This is a genomic window from Achromobacter sp. MUI-25009338 (genome assembly GCF_057359325.1).
The window spans coordinates 3,863,151-3,879,682 of sequence record NZ_CM170627.1 but is presented as its reverse complement, the minus strand read 5'-3'; the positions used below and the strand labels follow the sequence as shown (position 1 = coordinate 3,879,682).

At 66.9% G+C, this 16,532-nt stretch carries 16 protein-coding genes; all 16 read left to right on the top strand.

The annotated features are described in order from the left end of the window. Positions 1-246: 246 nt before the first annotated feature. The 16 genes from ndk to AC1IQ6_RS18380 all read left to right on the top strand — a co-directional run bounded on the left by ndk (position 247) and on the right by AC1IQ6_RS18380 (position 16,464). Complete coding sequence (gene ndk / locus AC1IQ6_RS18455; RefSeq protein ID WP_102771734.1) at positions 247-672, top strand: nucleoside-diphosphate kinase; 426 nt, start codon at positions 247-249, stop codon at positions 670-672. Between the two features lie 41 nt (positions 673-713). After that, a complete protein-coding gene (gene rlmN / locus AC1IQ6_RS18450) occupies positions 714-1,868 on the top strand; it encodes a dual-specificity RNA methyltransferase RlmN (RefSeq protein ID WP_102771733.1) in 1,155 nt (384 codons plus the stop codon). Then, complete coding sequence (locus AC1IQ6_RS18445; protein ID WP_102771732.1) at positions 1,865-2,359, top strand: helix-turn-helix domain-containing protein; 495 nt, start codon at positions 1,865-1,867, stop codon at positions 2,357-2,359. Before rlmN ends, AC1IQ6_RS18445 begins: the two co-directional genes overlap by 4 nt. 13 nt (positions 2,360-2,372) lie before the next feature. Beyond that, positions 2,373-3,659, top strand: a complete 1,287-nt coding sequence (gene ispG, locus AC1IQ6_RS18440; protein WP_102771731.1) for a flavodoxin-dependent (E)-4-hydroxy-3-methylbut-2-enyl-diphosphate synthase — start codon at positions 2,373-2,375, stop codon at positions 3,657-3,659. Between the two features lie 54 nt (positions 3,660-3,713). Then, complete coding sequence (hisS, locus tag AC1IQ6_RS18435) at positions 3,714-5,000, top strand: histidine--tRNA ligase (RefSeq protein ID WP_102771882.1); 1,287 nt, start codon at positions 3,714-3,716, stop codon at positions 4,998-5,000. Positions 5,001-5,003: 3 nt separating this feature from the next. Beyond that, positions 5,004-5,642: a YfgM family protein gene (locus AC1IQ6_RS18430; protein ID WP_102771730.1), complete on the top strand. Its 639-nt coding sequence runs from the start codon at positions 5,004-5,006 to the stop codon at positions 5,640-5,642. Positions 5,643-5,647: 5 nt separating this feature from the next. Continuing rightward, positions 5,648-6,805, top strand: coding sequence for an outer membrane protein assembly factor BamB (gene bamB / locus AC1IQ6_RS18425; RefSeq protein ID WP_111827242.1), 1,158 nt, complete (start codon positions 5,648-5,650; stop codon positions 6,803-6,805). Between the two features lie 22 nt (positions 6,806-6,827). Beyond that, positions 6,828-8,180: a ribosome biogenesis GTPase Der gene (gene der, locus AC1IQ6_RS18420; RefSeq protein WP_102771728.1), complete on the top strand. Its 1,353-nt coding sequence runs from the start codon at positions 6,828-6,830 to the stop codon at positions 8,178-8,180. 3 nt (positions 8,181-8,183) lie between these two features. Next, entirely contained in the window at positions 8,184-9,257 is a 1,074-nt protein-coding gene (gene hisC / locus AC1IQ6_RS18415) for a histidinol-phosphate transaminase (protein WP_111827243.1), read from the top strand. A gap of 164 nt (positions 9,258-9,421) precedes the next feature. Then, the gene (gene hfq / locus AC1IQ6_RS18410; protein ID WP_006218585.1) at positions 9,422-9,658 is read left to right on the top strand and encodes an RNA chaperone Hfq; all 237 of its coding nucleotides are present in this window, start codon (positions 9,422-9,424) and stop codon (positions 9,656-9,658) included. An 84-nt stretch (positions 9,659-9,742) separates the two neighbouring features. After that, positions 9,743-10,849, top strand: coding sequence for a GTPase HflX (gene hflX, locus AC1IQ6_RS18405; protein ID WP_102771726.1), 1,107 nt, complete (start codon positions 9,743-9,745; stop codon positions 10,847-10,849). Then, on the top strand, positions 10,815-12,116 hold the full coding sequence (gene hflK, locus AC1IQ6_RS18400) for an FtsH protease activity modulator HflK (RefSeq protein WP_111827244.1): 1,302 nt from the start codon (positions 10,815-10,817) through the stop codon (positions 12,114-12,116). The genes hflX and hflK overlap by 35 nt, the downstream gene beginning before the upstream one ends. Positions 12,117-12,134: 18 nt before the next feature. Continuing rightward, a complete protein-coding gene (gene hflC / locus AC1IQ6_RS18395; RefSeq protein WP_102771724.1) occupies positions 12,135-13,037 on the top strand; it encodes a protease modulator HflC in 903 nt (300 codons plus the stop codon). 260 nt (positions 13,038-13,297) lie between these two features. Further along, positions 13,298-14,455, top strand: coding sequence for an ATP phosphoribosyltransferase regulatory subunit (locus tag AC1IQ6_RS18390; protein WP_102771721.1), 1,158 nt, complete (start codon positions 13,298-13,300; stop codon positions 14,453-14,455). Between the two features lie 76 nt (positions 14,456-14,531). Continuing rightward, positions 14,532-15,827 (top strand): adenylosuccinate synthase, encoded by a 1,296-nt coding sequence (locus AC1IQ6_RS18385; protein WP_168202332.1) that lies wholly within the window; start codon positions 14,532-14,534, stop codon positions 15,825-15,827. Between the two features lie 94 nt (positions 15,828-15,921). Next, complete coding sequence (locus AC1IQ6_RS18380; RefSeq protein ID WP_111827245.1) at positions 15,922-16,464, top strand: phosphoribosyltransferase; 543 nt, start codon at positions 15,922-15,924, stop codon at positions 16,462-16,464. The last annotated feature ends 68 nt before the right edge of the window (positions 16,465-16,532 follow it).

Sequence of the window (16,532 nt, the reverse complement as noted above, 5' to 3'; positions counted from 1 at the left end):
TCTTATCAGCGTGTTAGAATACCGGGTTACTGTAAACCTTTTAGAAGTCCCTGAATTCATTGAGGATTCCTTCGGAAACGCGCGATTGAAAACCGCCTATCCGGAGCCCCCGATGCCAATCCGGGGCCGGTCCGACAGGTCGGCAGTGTCGAATCCCTGCCTGTGCGCCAGCAGCGCGATGTGCTTCGCAGCGCCGCGCAGGCAATTGATTAGAAACCAGTCAGAAATCAGCATTCGGAGTTCTTTATGTCCATTCAACGCACTCTCTCGATCATCAAGCCCGACGCCGTCGCCAAGAACGTCATCGGCCAGATCGTCAGCCGCTTCGAGCAAGCCGGCCTGAAGGTCATCGCCGCCCGCCTGGCCCAGCTGTCGCGCGCCGACGCCGAGCGTTTCTACGCCGTGCACAAAGAGCGCCCCTTCTTCAAGGACCTGGTCGACTTCATGGTCTCGGGCCCGGTCTTCGTGCAAGTGCTCGAAGGCGAAGACGCCATCCAGAAGAACCGCGACCTGATGGGCGCCACGGACCCCAAGAAGGCTGCTCCCGGCACCATCCGCGCCGACTTCGCCGACAGCATCGACGCCAACGCCGTGCACGGCTCGGACGCGCCGGAAACGGCCGCTGTCGAAGTCGCCTTCTTCTTCCCCGAAATGAACATCCACAGCCGTTGATTTCGGCTGCGCCGTTCTAGCTTTTGAGTTTTACCCAGGTCATGGAATCCGCCGAACGAATCAATCTGCTGGGGCTGGACGGCTCCGCCCTGTCCGAACTCGTCGGGCAGTGGGGCGGCAAGCCGTTTCGCGCCCGCCAGCTGCAGCGCTGGATGCACCAGCGCGGCGCCGATTCGTTCGACGCCATGACCGACCTGGCCCGCGAGTTCCGGGGCCAGCTCGCCACGCACTGCCGCATCGAGGCCTTGCCCGTCAATACCGAGCAGCGCTCGTCCGACGGCACCCGCAAGTGGCTGTTCGACGTGGGGCAGGGCAACGCCATCGAAACCGTCTTCATCCCCGAGGACGACCGCGGCACGCTGTGCATTTCCAGCCAGGCCGGATGCGTGGTGAATTGCCGTTTCTGCTCGACCGGCCACCAGGGCTTCAACCGCAACCTCAAGACCAGCGAGATCATCGGCCAGCTGTGGTGGGCCAAGCGCGTGCTGGAAGCCGACATCGGCACCGCCCGCCTGGAAAGCGCCCGCGCCACCGAAGACACGCGCGTCATCAGCAACGTGGTCATGATGGGCATGGGCGAACCCCTGCTCAACTACGATCAGGTCGTGCCGGCCCTGCGCCTGATGCTCGACGACAACGCCTACGGGCTGTCGCGCCGCCGCGTCACGGTCTCGACCTCCGGCGTGGTCCCCATGATGGACCGGCTGTCGCAGGACTGCCCCGTGGCCCTGGCGGTATCGCTGCACGCGCCCAACGACGCGCTGCGCGACGAACTGGTGCCGCTGAACAAGAAGTACCCCCTGAAGGAGCTGCTGGCCGCTTGCGAACGCTACCTGGCGTACGCCCCGCGCGACTTCATCACGTTTGAATACTGCATGCTGGACGGCATCAACGATACCGACCAGCACGCCAGGGAACTGATCCAGATTGCGCGCCAGCTGCGCTGCAAGCTCAATCTGATTCCCTTCAATCCTTTCCCCGAGTCCGGCCTGAAGCGCTCGAACTCGGCGCGCGTGAAGGTGTTCGCCCAGCGCCTGATGGACGCAGGCATCATCACCACCGTGCGCAAGACCCGCGGCGACGACATCGACGCGGCTTGCGGCCAGCTGGCCGGAGAAGTGCGCGACCGCACCCGGATCACCGAGCGCAACGCCGCACAGCGCCAGACCATACCAATAAAACAGGTGCATGCATGACGCAGGATATCGCTTCTGCAGTTCCAGCGACGGCCGCCGACGCCGCCGGCGGCGTGGGCTCGGCTTTGCGCGCGTTGCGCCAGTCCAAGGGCTGGTCGCTCGATGAAGTGTCCAGCCGCATCAAGTTTTCCCCCAAGCAGATCGAGGCCCTCGAAAACGAAGAGTGGGCGATGCTGCCCACCGGCGTTTCGCTGCGCGGCCTGGTGCGCAACTACGCGCGCCTGCTGGGCGCGGATTCGCAGGCCATCGTCGATTCGCTGGACCCCAAGGCCCGCGTCACCGGCCCGGTGAAGCTCAGCCCCGGCTCCCTGCATACGGCGCACGCCATCCCGCAGTCCGGCGGCGACGACGACCGTTCGTCCTCGACCTCATGGGGCTGGCTGTTCGCCATCGTGCTGGTGCTGGCCGCCGGCGTGGCGTACGCGTTCTGGCAAGGCTGGCTGCCGCAGGACTGGCTGCCGGCCGGCTGGTTGCCCAAACCGATCAAGTAACCCGGTTCCATCGATGCAAGATTCTTCTCTGCCTTGCCAGGATGCGCCGCCTCCCTCCGTGGGGGCCGCAGCGCGCCGCGCCACGCGTTCGGTGGCGGTGAAGTGGGGCGATCGCGTCGTCAGGGTGGGCGGCGACGCCCCGGTCGTGGTGCAGTCCATGACCAACACCGACACGGCCGACGCCATCGCCACGGCGATCCAGATCAAGGAGCTGGCCCAGGCCGGCTCCGAGCTCGTGCGGATCACGGTGAACACGCCCGAGGCCGCGCGCGAAGTCGCCGCCATCCGCGAGCAGCTCGACCGCATGGGCGTGGACGTGCCGCTGGTGGGCGACTTCCACTACAACGGCCACAAGCTGCTGACGCAGTTTCCCGAATGCGCGCAGGCCCTGTCCAAGTACCGGATCAACCCGGGCAACATGGGCGGGGGCAAGCGCCGCGACGACAACTTCGCGCAGATGATCGAAGTGGCCTGCCGCCACGACAAGCCGGTGCGCATCGGCGTGAACTGGGGCAGCCTCGACCACGAACTGATGGCGCGCAAGATGGACGAAAACAGCCGCCGCGCGCAGCCCTGGGAAGCCCAGGCGGTGATGCGCGACGCGCTGGTGGTCTCGGCCATCAGCAACGCGCAGCGCGCCGAAGAGCTCGGCCTGCGCCGCGACGCCATCGTCCTGTCCTGCAAGGTCAGCCACGTGCAGGACCTGATCGCCGTCTACCGCGACCTGTCGGCCCGCTGCGACTATCCGCTGCACCTGGGCCTGACCGAGGCCGGCATGGGCAGCAAGGGCATCGTGGCCTCGACCGCCGCGCTGGCCGTGCTGCTGCAGCAGGGCATCGGCGACACCATCCGCATTTCGCTCACGCCGGAACCCGGCGGCGACCGCAGCCGCGAAGCCATCGTGGCCCAGGAAATCCTGCAGACCATGGGCCTGCGCGCCTTCACGCCCATGGTCGTGGCGTGCCCCGGCTGCGGGCGCACCAGCAGCACCTTCTTCCAGGAACTGGCCGACAGCATCCAGGGCTATCTGCGCCGCCAGATGCCGGTCTGGCGCGCCCGGTACCCCGGCGTCGAAAGCATGAACGTCGCGGTGATGGGCTGTGTGGTCAACGGGCCGGGTGAAAGCCGCCATGCCGACATCGGCATCAGCCTGCCGGGCACCGGCGAAGTGCCGGCCGCGCCGGTGTTCGTCGACGGCGAACGCACGGTCACGCTCAAGGGCGACCATATTGCCGAAGAGTTCCAGGCCATCGTTGAAGACTACGTCGCGCGCCGCTACGGCGCGTCCGCCTCTCACTAAAGTAAGGGTGTAGCCGCCGGCGCGCTTTCGGGCGCGCGTTGCGGCATGATGAAGATGACTCAAGCTTTCCAGAAAGTCGCCGCCATACGCGGCATGAACGACCTGCTGCCGGGGGCGAGCGCCCGCTGGGAGCAATTCGAGGAAATCGTGCGCGGCTGGCTGCGCAGCTACGGCTACCGCAACGTGCGTACGCCCGTGCTTGAGCATACGCGCCTGTTCGCGCGCGGCATCGGCGAAGTGACCGACATCGTCGAAAAAGAGATGTACACCTTCAACGATGCGCTCAACGGCGAATCGCTGACCATGCGCCCCGAAATGACGGCCGGCATCGTGCGCGCCTCGATCGAGCACAACCTGCTCTACGACCGTCCGCAGCGCGTCTACAGCATCGGCCCCGTGTTCCGCCACGAGCGCCCGCAGCGCGGCCGCTACCGCCAGTTCCACCAGATCGACGTCGAGGCGCTGGGCTACGCCGGCCCGGACGTGGACGCCGAACTCATCGTCATGCTGGCCCGCCTGTGGAAGCTGCTCGGCCTGACCGACGTGCGCCTGGAGCTGAACTCGCTGGGCCAGCCGGCCGAGCGCGCCGCCCACCGCGCCGCGCTGATCGAGCACCTGGAAAAGCACCGCGACATCCTCGACGAAGACGGCCAGCGCCGCATGTACAGCAACCCGCTGCGCGTGCTGGACACCAAGAACCCCGCCATGCAGGCAATGGCCGACAGCGCGCCGCGCCTGTTCGACTTCCTGGGCGAGGAATCGCGCGCCCACTTCGACGGCGTGTGCCGCCTGCTGGCCGACGCCGGCATCGAATACCGCCTCAATCCGCGCCTGGTGCGCGGCCTGGACTACTACAACCTCACCGTGTTCGAGTGGGTCACCGACAGGCTGGGCGCGCAGGGCACGGTCTGCGGCGGCGGCCGCTACGACGGCCTGATCGAACTGCTGGGCGGCAAGCCCGCGCCGGCCGTGGGCTTCGCCATCGGCATGGAGCGCCTGCTGGACCTGTGGGAGCAGAGCGTGCAGATGCCCGCGCCGGCCGAATGCGAGGTCTACATCGTGCACCAGGGCGAAGACGCCCAGCGCCTGGCCGCCCGCGTCGGCGAAGACCTGCGCGACGCCGGCCTGTCGGTCGTGGTGCACGCCGGTCCCGGCAACTTTAAGTCCCAATTCAAACGCGCCGACGCCAGCGGCGCCCGGGTTGCGGTTATTCTTGGCGCCGACGAAGTGGCCGCCCAGGCCGCCAGCGTCAAGTTCCTGCGCGCCGAAGAGCAGGGCGAGAACGCGCAGCAGCGGGTCCCGTTGGCGCAACTGGCCGACGTATTGAACATCAAGGGTTAATGCATGGCATACGATCTGGAAGAACAGGAAAAACTCGACGCGATCAAGGCCTGGTGGGCCCGCTACGGCACGCTGGTCGTCTCGCTGGCCGTGGCGGTGGCGCTGGCCTGGGGCGGCTGGTGGGGCTGGAAGGCCTACCAGGCGCACCGCGCCAACCAGGCCATGGGCTACTTCGAAGCGCTCGAAGACGCGGCCCGGCTGGGCGGCGCCGACTCGGCGGTGCGCATCAAGACGGCCGCCGCGACCCTGCGCGAAGACTATCCGGCCACCGGCTACGCCGCGCGCGGCGCGCTGGTGGCGGCCCAGGCCCTGCAGGCCCTGAAGGACGACGCCGGCGCGCGCCAGCAGCTCGAATGGCTGGCCGCCCAGGGCAAGAACCCGTCCATGCAGGCCGTGGCGCGCCTGCGCCTGGCCGGCATGATGCTGGACCAGAAACAGTACGATGGCGCGCTGGCGCAGCTCAATAATCCGCCGCCGGCCTTCGCCGCCTTGTACGCCGACCGCCGCGGCGATATTCTCGCTGCGCAGGGCAAGCGCGACGAGGCCCGCGCGGCGTGGCAGAGCGCCATCGACGGGCTGGGCGCGGGCAATCCCCTGACCCAGGTCGTGCAACTCAAACTCGATGCCCTGAGCGGAGCGTGACTGTAATGCGTAAATTTGCACCCGGCCGCAAGTGGCGCGGCGCCGTTTTGCTGGCAAGCCTGCTCGCCCTGGGCGGCTGCGGCATGTTTTCCCATGACGACGGCCGCTACGATCCCGCGCCCCTGACCGAATACAAGGCCGGCATGTCCGTGCGCCAGGTCTGGTCCGCCTCGATCGGCAGCGGCTCCGGCCTGGGCTTCGCGCCCACGGTGCTGGGCGACGCCATCTACGCCGCCACGCCGGACGGCTCGGTCGGCAAGTTCGATCTGCAAAGCGGCCGGGTCATCTGGAAGGCCAGCGTCGACGGCAAGCTGTCGGCCGGCGCCGGCAGCGACGGCACCACCACCGCGGTGGCCTCGCCCGACGGCGACGTGATCGCCTTCGACGACACCGGCAAGGTCAAATGGAAGGTCCGCGCCACCAGCGACGTCAGCATCCCGCCGGTGGTGGGTTACGGCATCGTCGTGGTGCGCAGCGGCGACTACCGCATCCAGGCCTTCGACGCCAACAGCGGCGAGCGCGTCTGGAACGTGCAGCGTCCCGGCCCGGCGCTGGCCCTGCGCAGCGTGTCGCAGATGGTCCTGGCCGAAGGCCTGGTCATCACCGGCCTGCCCGGCGGCAAGCTGATGGCCATCGCCTCCAACAGCGGCAACGTGCAATGGGAAGGCACCGTCGCCACGCCGCGCGGCGCCAGCGACCTCGAACGCCTGACCGACGTGGTCGGCGCGCCGCGCATCGCCGGCAACCTGCTTTGCGGCGTGGCCTACCAGGGCCGCGTCGTCTGCTTCGACGTGACCGCCGGCGGCCGTCCCATGTGGGCCAAGGACTTCTCCAGCGTCAGCGGCCTCACGCTGGACGACCGCTTCGCCTACGTGCCGGACCAGAACAGCGTGGTCAACGCCTTCGCGCTGGACAACGGCGGCAACGTCTGGAAGCAGGCCGCCCTGAAGAACCGCCAGCTCACCGCCCCGGCCCTGCTGGGCGGCGCGCTCGCCGTCGGCGACCTGGACGGCTACGTGCATTTCCTGTCGCGCAGCGACGGCAGCCTGATGGCCCGCCTGTCCGTGGGCGGCGGCGCGATCGTATCGCCGCCGCAAACCACCTCCCAAGGCGTGCTGGTCCAGACGGGCAATGGCAACCTCGTCCTGATCGGCGCCAACTAATCCTATAGAAAAGCCTTACACCGTGTCCTTCAAGCCTGTCGTCGCCCTGGTCGGCCGCCCCAATGTGGGCAAGTCGACCCTCTTCAACCGCCTGACGCGATCGCGCGCCGCGCTGGTGGCCGATTATTCCGGCCTCACCCGCGATCGCCACTATGGCGAGGGCAGGGTGGGCGATACCCCCTTCATCGTCATCGATACGGGCGGCTTCGAACCCGTCGCCAAGGACGGCATTCTGCTCGAGATGGCCCGCCAGACGCGCCAGGCCATCGCCGAAGCCGACGTGGTGGTGTTCCTGGTCGACGCCCGCGCCGGCATCAACGCCCATGACCACGAGATCGCGCAGCTGCTGCGCAAATCCGGCCAGCAGCGCGTGCTGCTGGCGGTCAACAAGGCCGAAGGCATGGGCGCCGGCGCCGCCGTCTCCGAATTCCACGAGCTCGGGCTGGGCCAGCCCTATCCGATCTCGGCGGCGCACGGCGACGGCATCGTCGACCTGATCGAGCTGGCCCTGGCCGACCTGGCCGGCCCGCCCGCCGAGGAACCCGCGCAGGAAGAGGGCGAGCACGACCACCGCATCAAGCTGGCCATCGTGGGCCGCCCCAACGTGGGCAAGTCCACGCTCATCAACACCCTGATGGGCGAAGAGCGCGTGATCGCGTTCGACATGCCCGGCACCACCCGCGACGCCATCGAGATCGACTTCGAGCGCGACGGCCGCCGCTACACGCTGATCGACACCGCGGGCCTGCGCAAGCGCGGCAAGGTGTTCGAGGCGGTCGAGAAGTTCTCCGTCATCAAGACGCTGCAGGCCATCGAGGCCAGCAACGTCGTGCTGCTGATGCTCGACGCCCAGACCGAGATCTCCGAGCAGGACGCGCACATCGCCGGCTTCGTGCTGGAGACCGGGCGCGCCGTGGTGGTGGCGATCAACAAATGGGACGGCCTGGACGGCGAGGCCAAGGAGCGCATCGAGCGCGAATTCCAGCGCAAGCTGCGCTTCCTGTCGTTCGCGCGCATGCACACCATTTCGGCGCTGCGCGGGCAGGGCGTCAAGCCGCTGCTGAAGTCCATCAACGCGGCCCACGCCGCGGCCTTCGCCAAGCTGTCCACGCCCAAGCTCACGCGCGAACTGCAGGCCGCCGTCGAGCAGCAGCCGCCGCCCCGCAAGGGCATTTTCCGTCCCAAGATGCGCTATGCGCACCAGGGCGGGCAGAACCCGCCGCTGGTCGTCATCCACGGCAACGCGCTGGACGCCGTGCCGGATTCCTACCGTCGCTACCTCGAAGCGCGTTTCCGCAACGCGTTCGACCTGGCGGGCACGCCGCTGCGCATCGAATTCAAGTCCTCGCACAACCCCTACACGCAGGAAAGCTGATCCATGAGCCGTTTCTGGAGTCCCGTGGTCGGGACGCTCAGTCCGTATGTCCCGGGCGAGCAGCCCAAGCTTCAGAACCTGGTCAAGCTCAATACCAACGAGCACCCCTACGGCCCGTCGCCCAAGGTGCTCGATGCGATCCGCGCGGCCTGCGACGATGCGCTCAAGCTGTATCCGGACCCCTCGTCGGACCGGCTGCGCCAGGCCATCGCCGCGACCGTCGGCGTGCAGCCCGGCCAGGTGTTCGTGGGCAACGGTTCCGACGAAGTGCTGGCGCACGTTTTCCTGGCGCTGCTCAAGCATGACCGTCCGCTGCGCTTTCCCGACATCACCTACAGCTTCTATCCAGTCTACTGCGGCCTGTATGGCATCCAGTACGAAACGGTGCCGCTGACCGCCGACTTCCGCATCGACGTCGAGGACTACCTGCCGGCGCGCAGCGGCCCGGCGGGCGCCATCATCTTCCCCAACCCCAACGCGCCCACCGGCCGCGCGCTGACGGCCGCCGAGGTCGAGCGCATCGTGGCCGGCAATCCCGACGCCGTGGTGGTGGTGGACGAGGCCTATGTGGATTTCGGCGGCGAATCCGTCATTGCGCTGACCTCGCGCTACGACAACCTGCTGGTGGTGCAGACCCTGTCCAAGTCGCGTTCGCTGGCCGGCCTGCGGGTCGGCTTCGCGGTGGGCGGCGCCGCGCTCATCGAAGGATTGGAGCGGGTAAAAAACAGTTTCAACTCCTATCCGATCGACCGCCTGGCCTCGGCCGGCGCGGTGGCGGCGCTGGAGGATACGGAGTACTTTGAACGCACCCGGCAGGCCGTGATCGAATCGCGGTCGCGCATGACCGCCGGCCTGCAGGCGCTGGGCTTCGAGGTGCTGCCGTCGTCGGCGAATTTCGTGTTCGCCCGGCACCCGTCGCGGGACGCCGCCGGCCTGGCCGCCGCGCTGCGCGAACGCAGCATCATCGTGCGCCATTTCCGCCAGCCGCGCATCGACCAGTTCCTGCGCATCAGCGTGGGCACCGAGGCCGAATGCGGGCTGCTGCTGGGCGCGTTGGCCGAGATTCTGCGGGGTTGAAGAGGCGGCGCCCAGGGCCTTCCAGCCGGAAAACTCTGGTGTCACTTTTTGCATGCCGGCCAAGTAGCACGGGCCGGGAAAACCCTGTAGAGTATGCGTTTCGGCGTACCCCACCAGTACAGAAGTACGCCATCATTCAATAACAAACAAATGGAGCCTGGCCAATGAGCAATAAAGGGCAAACTCTGCAAGATCCGTTCCTGAACACGCTGCGCAAGGACCATGTGCCCGTGTCGATCTACCTGGTGAACGGCATCAAGCTTCAAGGGCAAATCGAATCCTTCGACCAGTACGTTGTGCTGCTGCGCAATACGGTCACGCAAATGGTCTACAAGCACGCCATCTCCACGGTCGTCCCCGCGCGCGCCGTCAACTTTCAGGTGGAAGTCCCTGCTGAGTAATCTCGCTCCAGCTGTACCTTTTTTTGCCCGCCGGACGGTCGACGTCGGCGGGCATTTTCGCTTTGGCTCCAATAGGTTGCATGTATGCGCGCTTTGATCATCAGCGTGGATCTGGGAGATCCGGACTTCACCGCCCATGCCGAGGAATTCGCCATGCTGGCCAAGGGCGCCGGCGCGGAAATCGTCGGCACCCTGACCGCGCGTCGCGACCGGCCCGACGCCAAGTACTTCATCGGTTCGGGCAAGGCCGATGAGGGCGTCGCCATGGCCAAGGCGTTGCTGGCCGATATCGTCCTGTTCGACCAGCCCCTGTCGCCGGCCCAGCAGCGCAACCTGGAGCGCGCCTTCAACCTGCGGGTGGTGGACCGCGTCGCGCTGATCCTGGACATCTTCGCGCTGCGCGCCAAGAGCCACGAAGGCAAGCTGCAGGTCGAACTGGCCCAGCTCCAGCATCTGGCCACGCGCCTGACCCGCATGTGGTCCCACCTGGAGCGCCAGCGCGGCGGCATCGGCATGCGCGGCCCGGGCGAATCGCAGCTCGAAATGGACCGGCGCATGATCGGCGCCAAGGTCAAGGTGCTGCGCGAGCGGCTGGACAAGGTCGAGCGCCAGCGCGTGACCCAGCGCCGCGCGCGCGCCCGCGGCGGCGCGCTGTCGGTGTCGCTGGTCGGCTATACCAACGCCGGCAAGTCCACGCTCTTCAATGCGCTGACCCGCGCCGACAGCTACGCGGCCGACCAGCTCTTCGCCACGCTGGACACCACCACGCGCCGGATCTGGATAGAAGGGGCGGGCTCGGTCGTGGTGTCGGACACGGTCGGCTTCATCCGCGACCTGCCGCACGGCCTGATCGCGGCCTTCCGCGCCACCCTGGAGGAAACCGTGCATGCCGACCTGCTGCTGCACGTGGTCGACGCCGCCAGTCCGCAGCGCGACGAGCAGATCTTCGAGGTCAACAAGGTCCTGGCGGAAATCGGCGCCGCGGCCATTCCCACCATTCTCGTATACAACAAGATCGACCGGGCAGGACTGGAACCCAGGGTGGAGCGCGATGCACATGGTACGATTGCGCGAGTATTTGTAAGCGCCACCGAGCGCGCCGGTCTGGACGCGTTGCGCGGGGCAATTGCGGAGATCGGACAGATTGTGGGAAACAATGCCGCGAATTATCAAACTCTTCAATCTGAATGACCCCGGCTGGGGTCGTGGGAACAACAACGGCTCCGAGCCGCCGCCCAAGCGGCCGCAAGGCAATGGAGACGGCCCTCCCGATCTCGACGAGGTCTGGCGCGATTTCAATAATCGCATCGGATCGCTGTTCGGGCGCAAGGGCGGCGGCGGCAACAACCGTCCGGGCAACCGGGGCGGCATGACGCCGCCTTCGCCGCGCGGCGCGCGCATCGGCCTGGGCGTGGTCGCCCTGGTGGCGGCCGGCATCTGGCTGGCCAGCGGCTTCTACATCGTGCAGGAAGGCCAGGTCGCGGTCGTGACCCAGTTCGGCAAATACAAGAGCACGTCGCAAGCCGGCTTCCAGTGGCGCCTGCCGTATCCCATCCAGAGCCACGAGATGGTCAACGTCTCGCAGCTGCGCACCTTCGAAGTCGGTTTCCGCGGCGGCGCGCGCAACAAGGTCCTGCCCGAAGCGCTGATGCTCACGACGGACGAGAACATCGTCGACATGCAGTTCGTCGTCCAGTACCGCCTGCGCGCCGACGGCGCGCCCGACTACCTCTTCATGACCCGCGACCCCGACGAATCGGTGCGCCAGGCCTCGGAAACGGCCATGCGCGAAGTCGTGGGCAAGCAGACCATGGACTTCGTGCTGTACGAGGGCCGCACCACGGTCGCTTCGCAGGTGCAGGCGCTGATGCAGCAGATCCTCGACCGCTACCAGACCGGCGTGCAGGTCAGCACCGTCGCCATCCAGAACGTGCAGCCGCCCGAGCAGGTGCAGGCCGCGTTCGACGACGCCGTCAAGGCGGGCCAGGACCGCGAGCGCCAGATCAACGAAGGCCAGGCCTACGCCAACCAGGTCGTGCCGCTGGCCAGCGGCCAGGCCTCGCGCATGCTGGAGCAGGCCGAGGGCTACAAGGCCAAGGTCGTCGGCGACGCCCAGGGTAATACCTCGCGCTTCACCAGCATCCTCGGCGAATACGAAAAGGCCCCGGCGGTCATGCGCCAGCGCATGTACCTCGACAGCATGCAGGAGATCTTCACCCGCGCCAGCAAGGTCATGGTCGACACCAAGAGCAACAACAACATGCTGTACCTGCCCTTGGACAAGATCATGCATCTGGCGGCCCAGGACGCCAGCAAGTCCGCCGCCGGCAGCGCCGGTTCGTCGGGCTTGTCCAGCCAGCCGGCCCAGCCGCCGCTGCGCGGCAGCGCCGTGCCGCAGGCCCCGTCTTCCGGCAGCAGCACCAGCAACGCGCTGCCCCGCGACCGTACGTCGCGCTAACCCGGAGGAGTCCTGATCATGCAACGTCTCATGCCTGTCCTGGTCGGCCTGCTCATCGTGCTGGCCGCCCTTTCTTCCTGCGTCTTCGTCGTGCGCGAGCGCGACTACGCCCTGGTGTTCTCGCTGGGTGAAGTGCGCAAGACCATCAACGAACCCGGCCTGTACTTCAAGGCCCCGCCGCCGTTCCAGAATGTCGTGACCCTCGACAAGCGCATTCTGACCATCGAAACCAACGAAGCCGAACGCATCCAGACTTCCGAAAAGAAGAACCTGCTGATCGATTCCTACGTCAAGTGGCGCATCCTCGATCCCCGCCAGTACTACGTCTCGACGGGCGGCAACGAACGCGTGGCCCAGGAGCGCCTGCAGGCGCTGATCCGCGACGCGCTCAACGCCTCGGTCAACGTGCGCACGGTGCGCGACGTGGTCTCGACCGAGCGCGACAAGATCATGGCCGAGATCCTGACCAACGTGGCCAAGCGCGCCGAACCGCTGGGCGTGCAGATCGTCGACGTGCGCCTGCGCCGCATCGAGTTCGCGCCCGAGATCTCGGAATCGGTGTATCGCCGCATGGAGGCCGAGCGTACCCGCGTGGCCAACGAGCTGCGTTCCATCGGCGCCGCCGAAGGCGAGAAGATCCGCGCCGAAGCCGACCGCCAGCGCGAAGTGATCGTGGCCCAGGCCTACGCCAAGGCCCAGGGCATCATGGGCGAGGGCGATGCCGCCGCGGCGTCGATCTACGCGCAGGCCTACGGCAAGAACCCGCAGTTCTACACGTACTACAAGAGCCTGGAAGCCTACCGCGCTTCGTTCTCGAAGCCGGGCGACGTGCTGGTGGTCGACCCCAGCTCCAGCTTCTTCCAGTTCATGAAGGACCCGTCGGGCGCCGCCCTGGCTCCGGTCACCGTGCCGGCCAAGTGATGCGAAACCGCTAGCGCCATCGCCAAAGCCCCTTGGATTCCCAAGGGGCTTTTCGTTTGCGGGGCTGCCGGCATAATGGGGACAGCCTTACGCGGCCGATCCGCGCCCGGGAAGTTCCGGCTGGCGCTGGCCGCCGAACCATGTACAATACCGCGTAAGCTAGAAAACATTCCGCAGCGGCTGAGCGGGCTTACGCCCCTCAGCCGCTTTTCGTTTGGGCGACGCCCACGCATCACTTGGCGTTATTCAGGTAAACATTCATGGGTAACTGGCTGCTGCCCGAGAGCCTCGCCGATGTCCTTCCGGCCGAGGCCCGGCGCATCGAGGAACTGCGCCGCGAACTTCTCGATCTGTACCGCACGTACGGTTTCGAGCTGGTCGCGCCGCCCCTGGTCGAATACATCGATTCATTGCTGTCGGGCACCGGCAGCGATCTGGACCTGCGCACCTGCAAGCTGGTCGATCAGCTGTCCGGCCGCACCCTGGGCGTGCGCGCCGACATGACCCCGCAGGTCACGCGCATCGACGCGCACTTGCTCAACCGCGCCGGCGTCACCCGCCTGTGCTACTGCGGCAACGTGCTGCATGCCCGTCCGGCCGACCTGCTGGCCAGCCGCGAGCTGCTGCAGATCGGCGCCGAAATCTACGGCCATGCCGGTTTCGAGGCGGACCTCGAAATCATCCAGCTGGTGCTGGAAACCGTCGCGATCGCCGGCGTGCGCAATCCCCGGCTGGACCTCTGCCATCCCGGCGTGCTGCGCGCCATCCTCGAATCAGACCCGGCCCTGGCCGCGCTGTCGCAGGAAGTCATCCTGCTGATGCGCGAAAAAGACGTGCCCGGCCTGGTCGAGCTGTCGGCGCGCGCGCCGGGCCTGCGCCACGAGACGCTGCAGGCCCTGAAGCTGCTGCCCAATCTGTATGGCGGCCCCGAAGTGCTGAAGCAGGCCCGTCGCGAACTGCCCTTGCTGCCCGGCGTGGCCGCCGCGCTGGATGCGCTGCAGGTCGTGGTGGACGCCATGCCCGACGTCGCGTTCGGCGTCGACCTGGCCGACGTGGGCGGCTATGGCTACCATTCCGGCGTGAAGTTCGCGCTCTATGCCGAAGGCTGGCGCGACGCGCTGGTCAGCGGCGGCCGCTACGACGACGTGAGCCGCGCCTTCGGCCGCGCGCGTCCGGCCACGGGCTTCAGCCTCGATTTACGCAAGCTGGCGGCGGGTTTGGCGCCGGCGGAACGGGCGCGTGCGGTACGCGCGCCCTGGGGGCAAGCCCCCGCCCTGACCGAGGCGGTGCGCCGCCTGCGCCGGTCGGGGGAAATCGTCGTTCAGGTATTGCCCGGTCACGAGCAGGATCAGGACGAATTCGTTTGCGATCGCGAGCTGGCGCTGCAGGATGGCGCCTGGACGGTCAGAACGCTGTGACTAACTCCCTCCCGGCAACGGGAGGGCCGCGGGGAGATTTCCGGATTTCCCGAGAAACTCGATATTGATTCGTAACATGAGCAAGAACGTAGTCGTAATCGGCACCCAGTGGGGTGACGAGGGCAAGGGCAAAATCGTCGACTGGCTGGCGGAATCCGTCCAGGGCGTGGTCCGCTTCCAAGGCGGTCACAATGCCGGCCATACGCTGTGGATCAACGGCAAGAAGACGATTCTGCGCCTGATCCCGTCGGGCATCATGCACCCCGGCGTCACCTGCTTCATCGGCAACGGCGTCGTGCTGTCGCCCGAAGCCCTGCTCAAGGAAATCGAAGAGCTTGAAGCCGCCGGCCTGGACGTCCGTTCGCGCCTGCAGATTTCCGAAATCTGCCCGCTGATCCTGCCGTACCACGTCGCCATCGACAAGGCGCGCGAAGCGCGCAAGGGCGAGGGCAAGATCGGCACGACCGGCCGCGGCATCGGCCCCGCCTACGAAGACAAGGTCGCCCGCCGCGCCATCCGCGTGCAGGACCTGTTCAACCCCGAGCTGTTCGACGAGAAGCTCGCCGAAGTGCTGGATTACCACAACTTCGTGCTGACCAAGTACCTGGGCGCCGAGGCGGTTTCCGCCAACGAAGTGCGCGACCAGGCCATGGCGCTGGCGCCGGCCATCGCCCCGATGGTCAAGGACGTCTCCAGCAACCTGTACGCCATGCAGCAGGCCGGCCAGCGCCTGCTGTTCGAAGGCGCGCAGGGCGCGCTGCTGGACGTCGACCACGGCACCTATCCGTTCGTCACCAGCAGCAACTGCATCGCGGGCGCGGCCTCGGCCGGCGCCGGCGTCGGCCCGCAGCAGCTCGACTACGTCCTGGGCATCACCAAGGCCTACACGACGCGCGTCGGTTCGGGCCCGTTCCCCACGGAACTGGTCGACGAGATCGGCACGCGCCTGGCCACCATCGGCAAGGAATTCGGTTCGGTCACGGGCCGTCCGCGCCGCTGCGGCTGGTTCGACGGCGCCGCGCTCAAGCGCTCGGTACGCCTGAACGGCATTTCCGGCCTGTGCATCACCAAGCTGGACGTGCTCGACGGTCTCGAGACCATCCAGCTGGGCGTCGGCTACCGCGTCAACGGCGAATTCCGCGACGTGCTGCCCTATGGCGCGCACGCGGTCGCCCAGGCCCAGCCCGTGCTGGAAGAGCTGCCCGGCTGGAGCGAATCCACCGTCGGCATCACCGAGTACGACAAGCTGCCCCAGGCGGCCCGCCGCTACCTGGAGCGCGTGGCCGAAGTCTGCGGCGTGCCCATCGACCTGGTGTCCACCGGTCCCGACCGCAACGAAACCATTGTGCTGCGTCATCCGCTCAAGGGCTGACAGCGCGTTATTTCGGGTTATTATTCGCAAGGCCGCCGCCGGTCTCACACCGGCGGCGGCCTTTTCGTATTTATTAAGCAGGAGATGCTTGCCTATGAACACGCCGACCAATGATGACAGCCATCTGTGGGTGACGTGGGACCACTACAACCGGCTGATCGAACGCCTGTCCTTGCAGGTGCATCAATCGGGTTGGGAGTTCGACAAGATTCTTTGCCTGGCGCGCGGCGGAGTGCGCGTCGGCGATGTTATGTCCCGTATTTTCGACGTACCGCTGGGCATCCTGGCCACCAGCAGCTACCGCGAAGCCGCCGGCACCAAGCAGGGCGACATGGATATCGCCCAGTTCATCACCATCACGCGCGGCACCCTGTCCGGGCGAGTGTTGCTGGTGGACGACATGGTCGATACCGGCAAGACCTTCACCAAGGTCTACGATCACCTCAAGGCCCAGTTCCCCGACATCACCGAATTGCGCAGCGCCGTGCTGTGGTGGAAGGGGCATTCCCTGGCCACGCCCGACTACTACGTCGACAAGCTCCCGACCAATCCCTGGATCCACCAGCCCTTCGAAGATTACGACAGCCTGCGTCCGCACCAGCTCGAAGCCTGGATCCGCAAGGGTTCGCAAAGTTGAGCGCACAGCCATGCCGGGTGGGGCGTCAGGCTTCGGATCGCCGCTGCCTGTAGTCAAACCAGGCATGA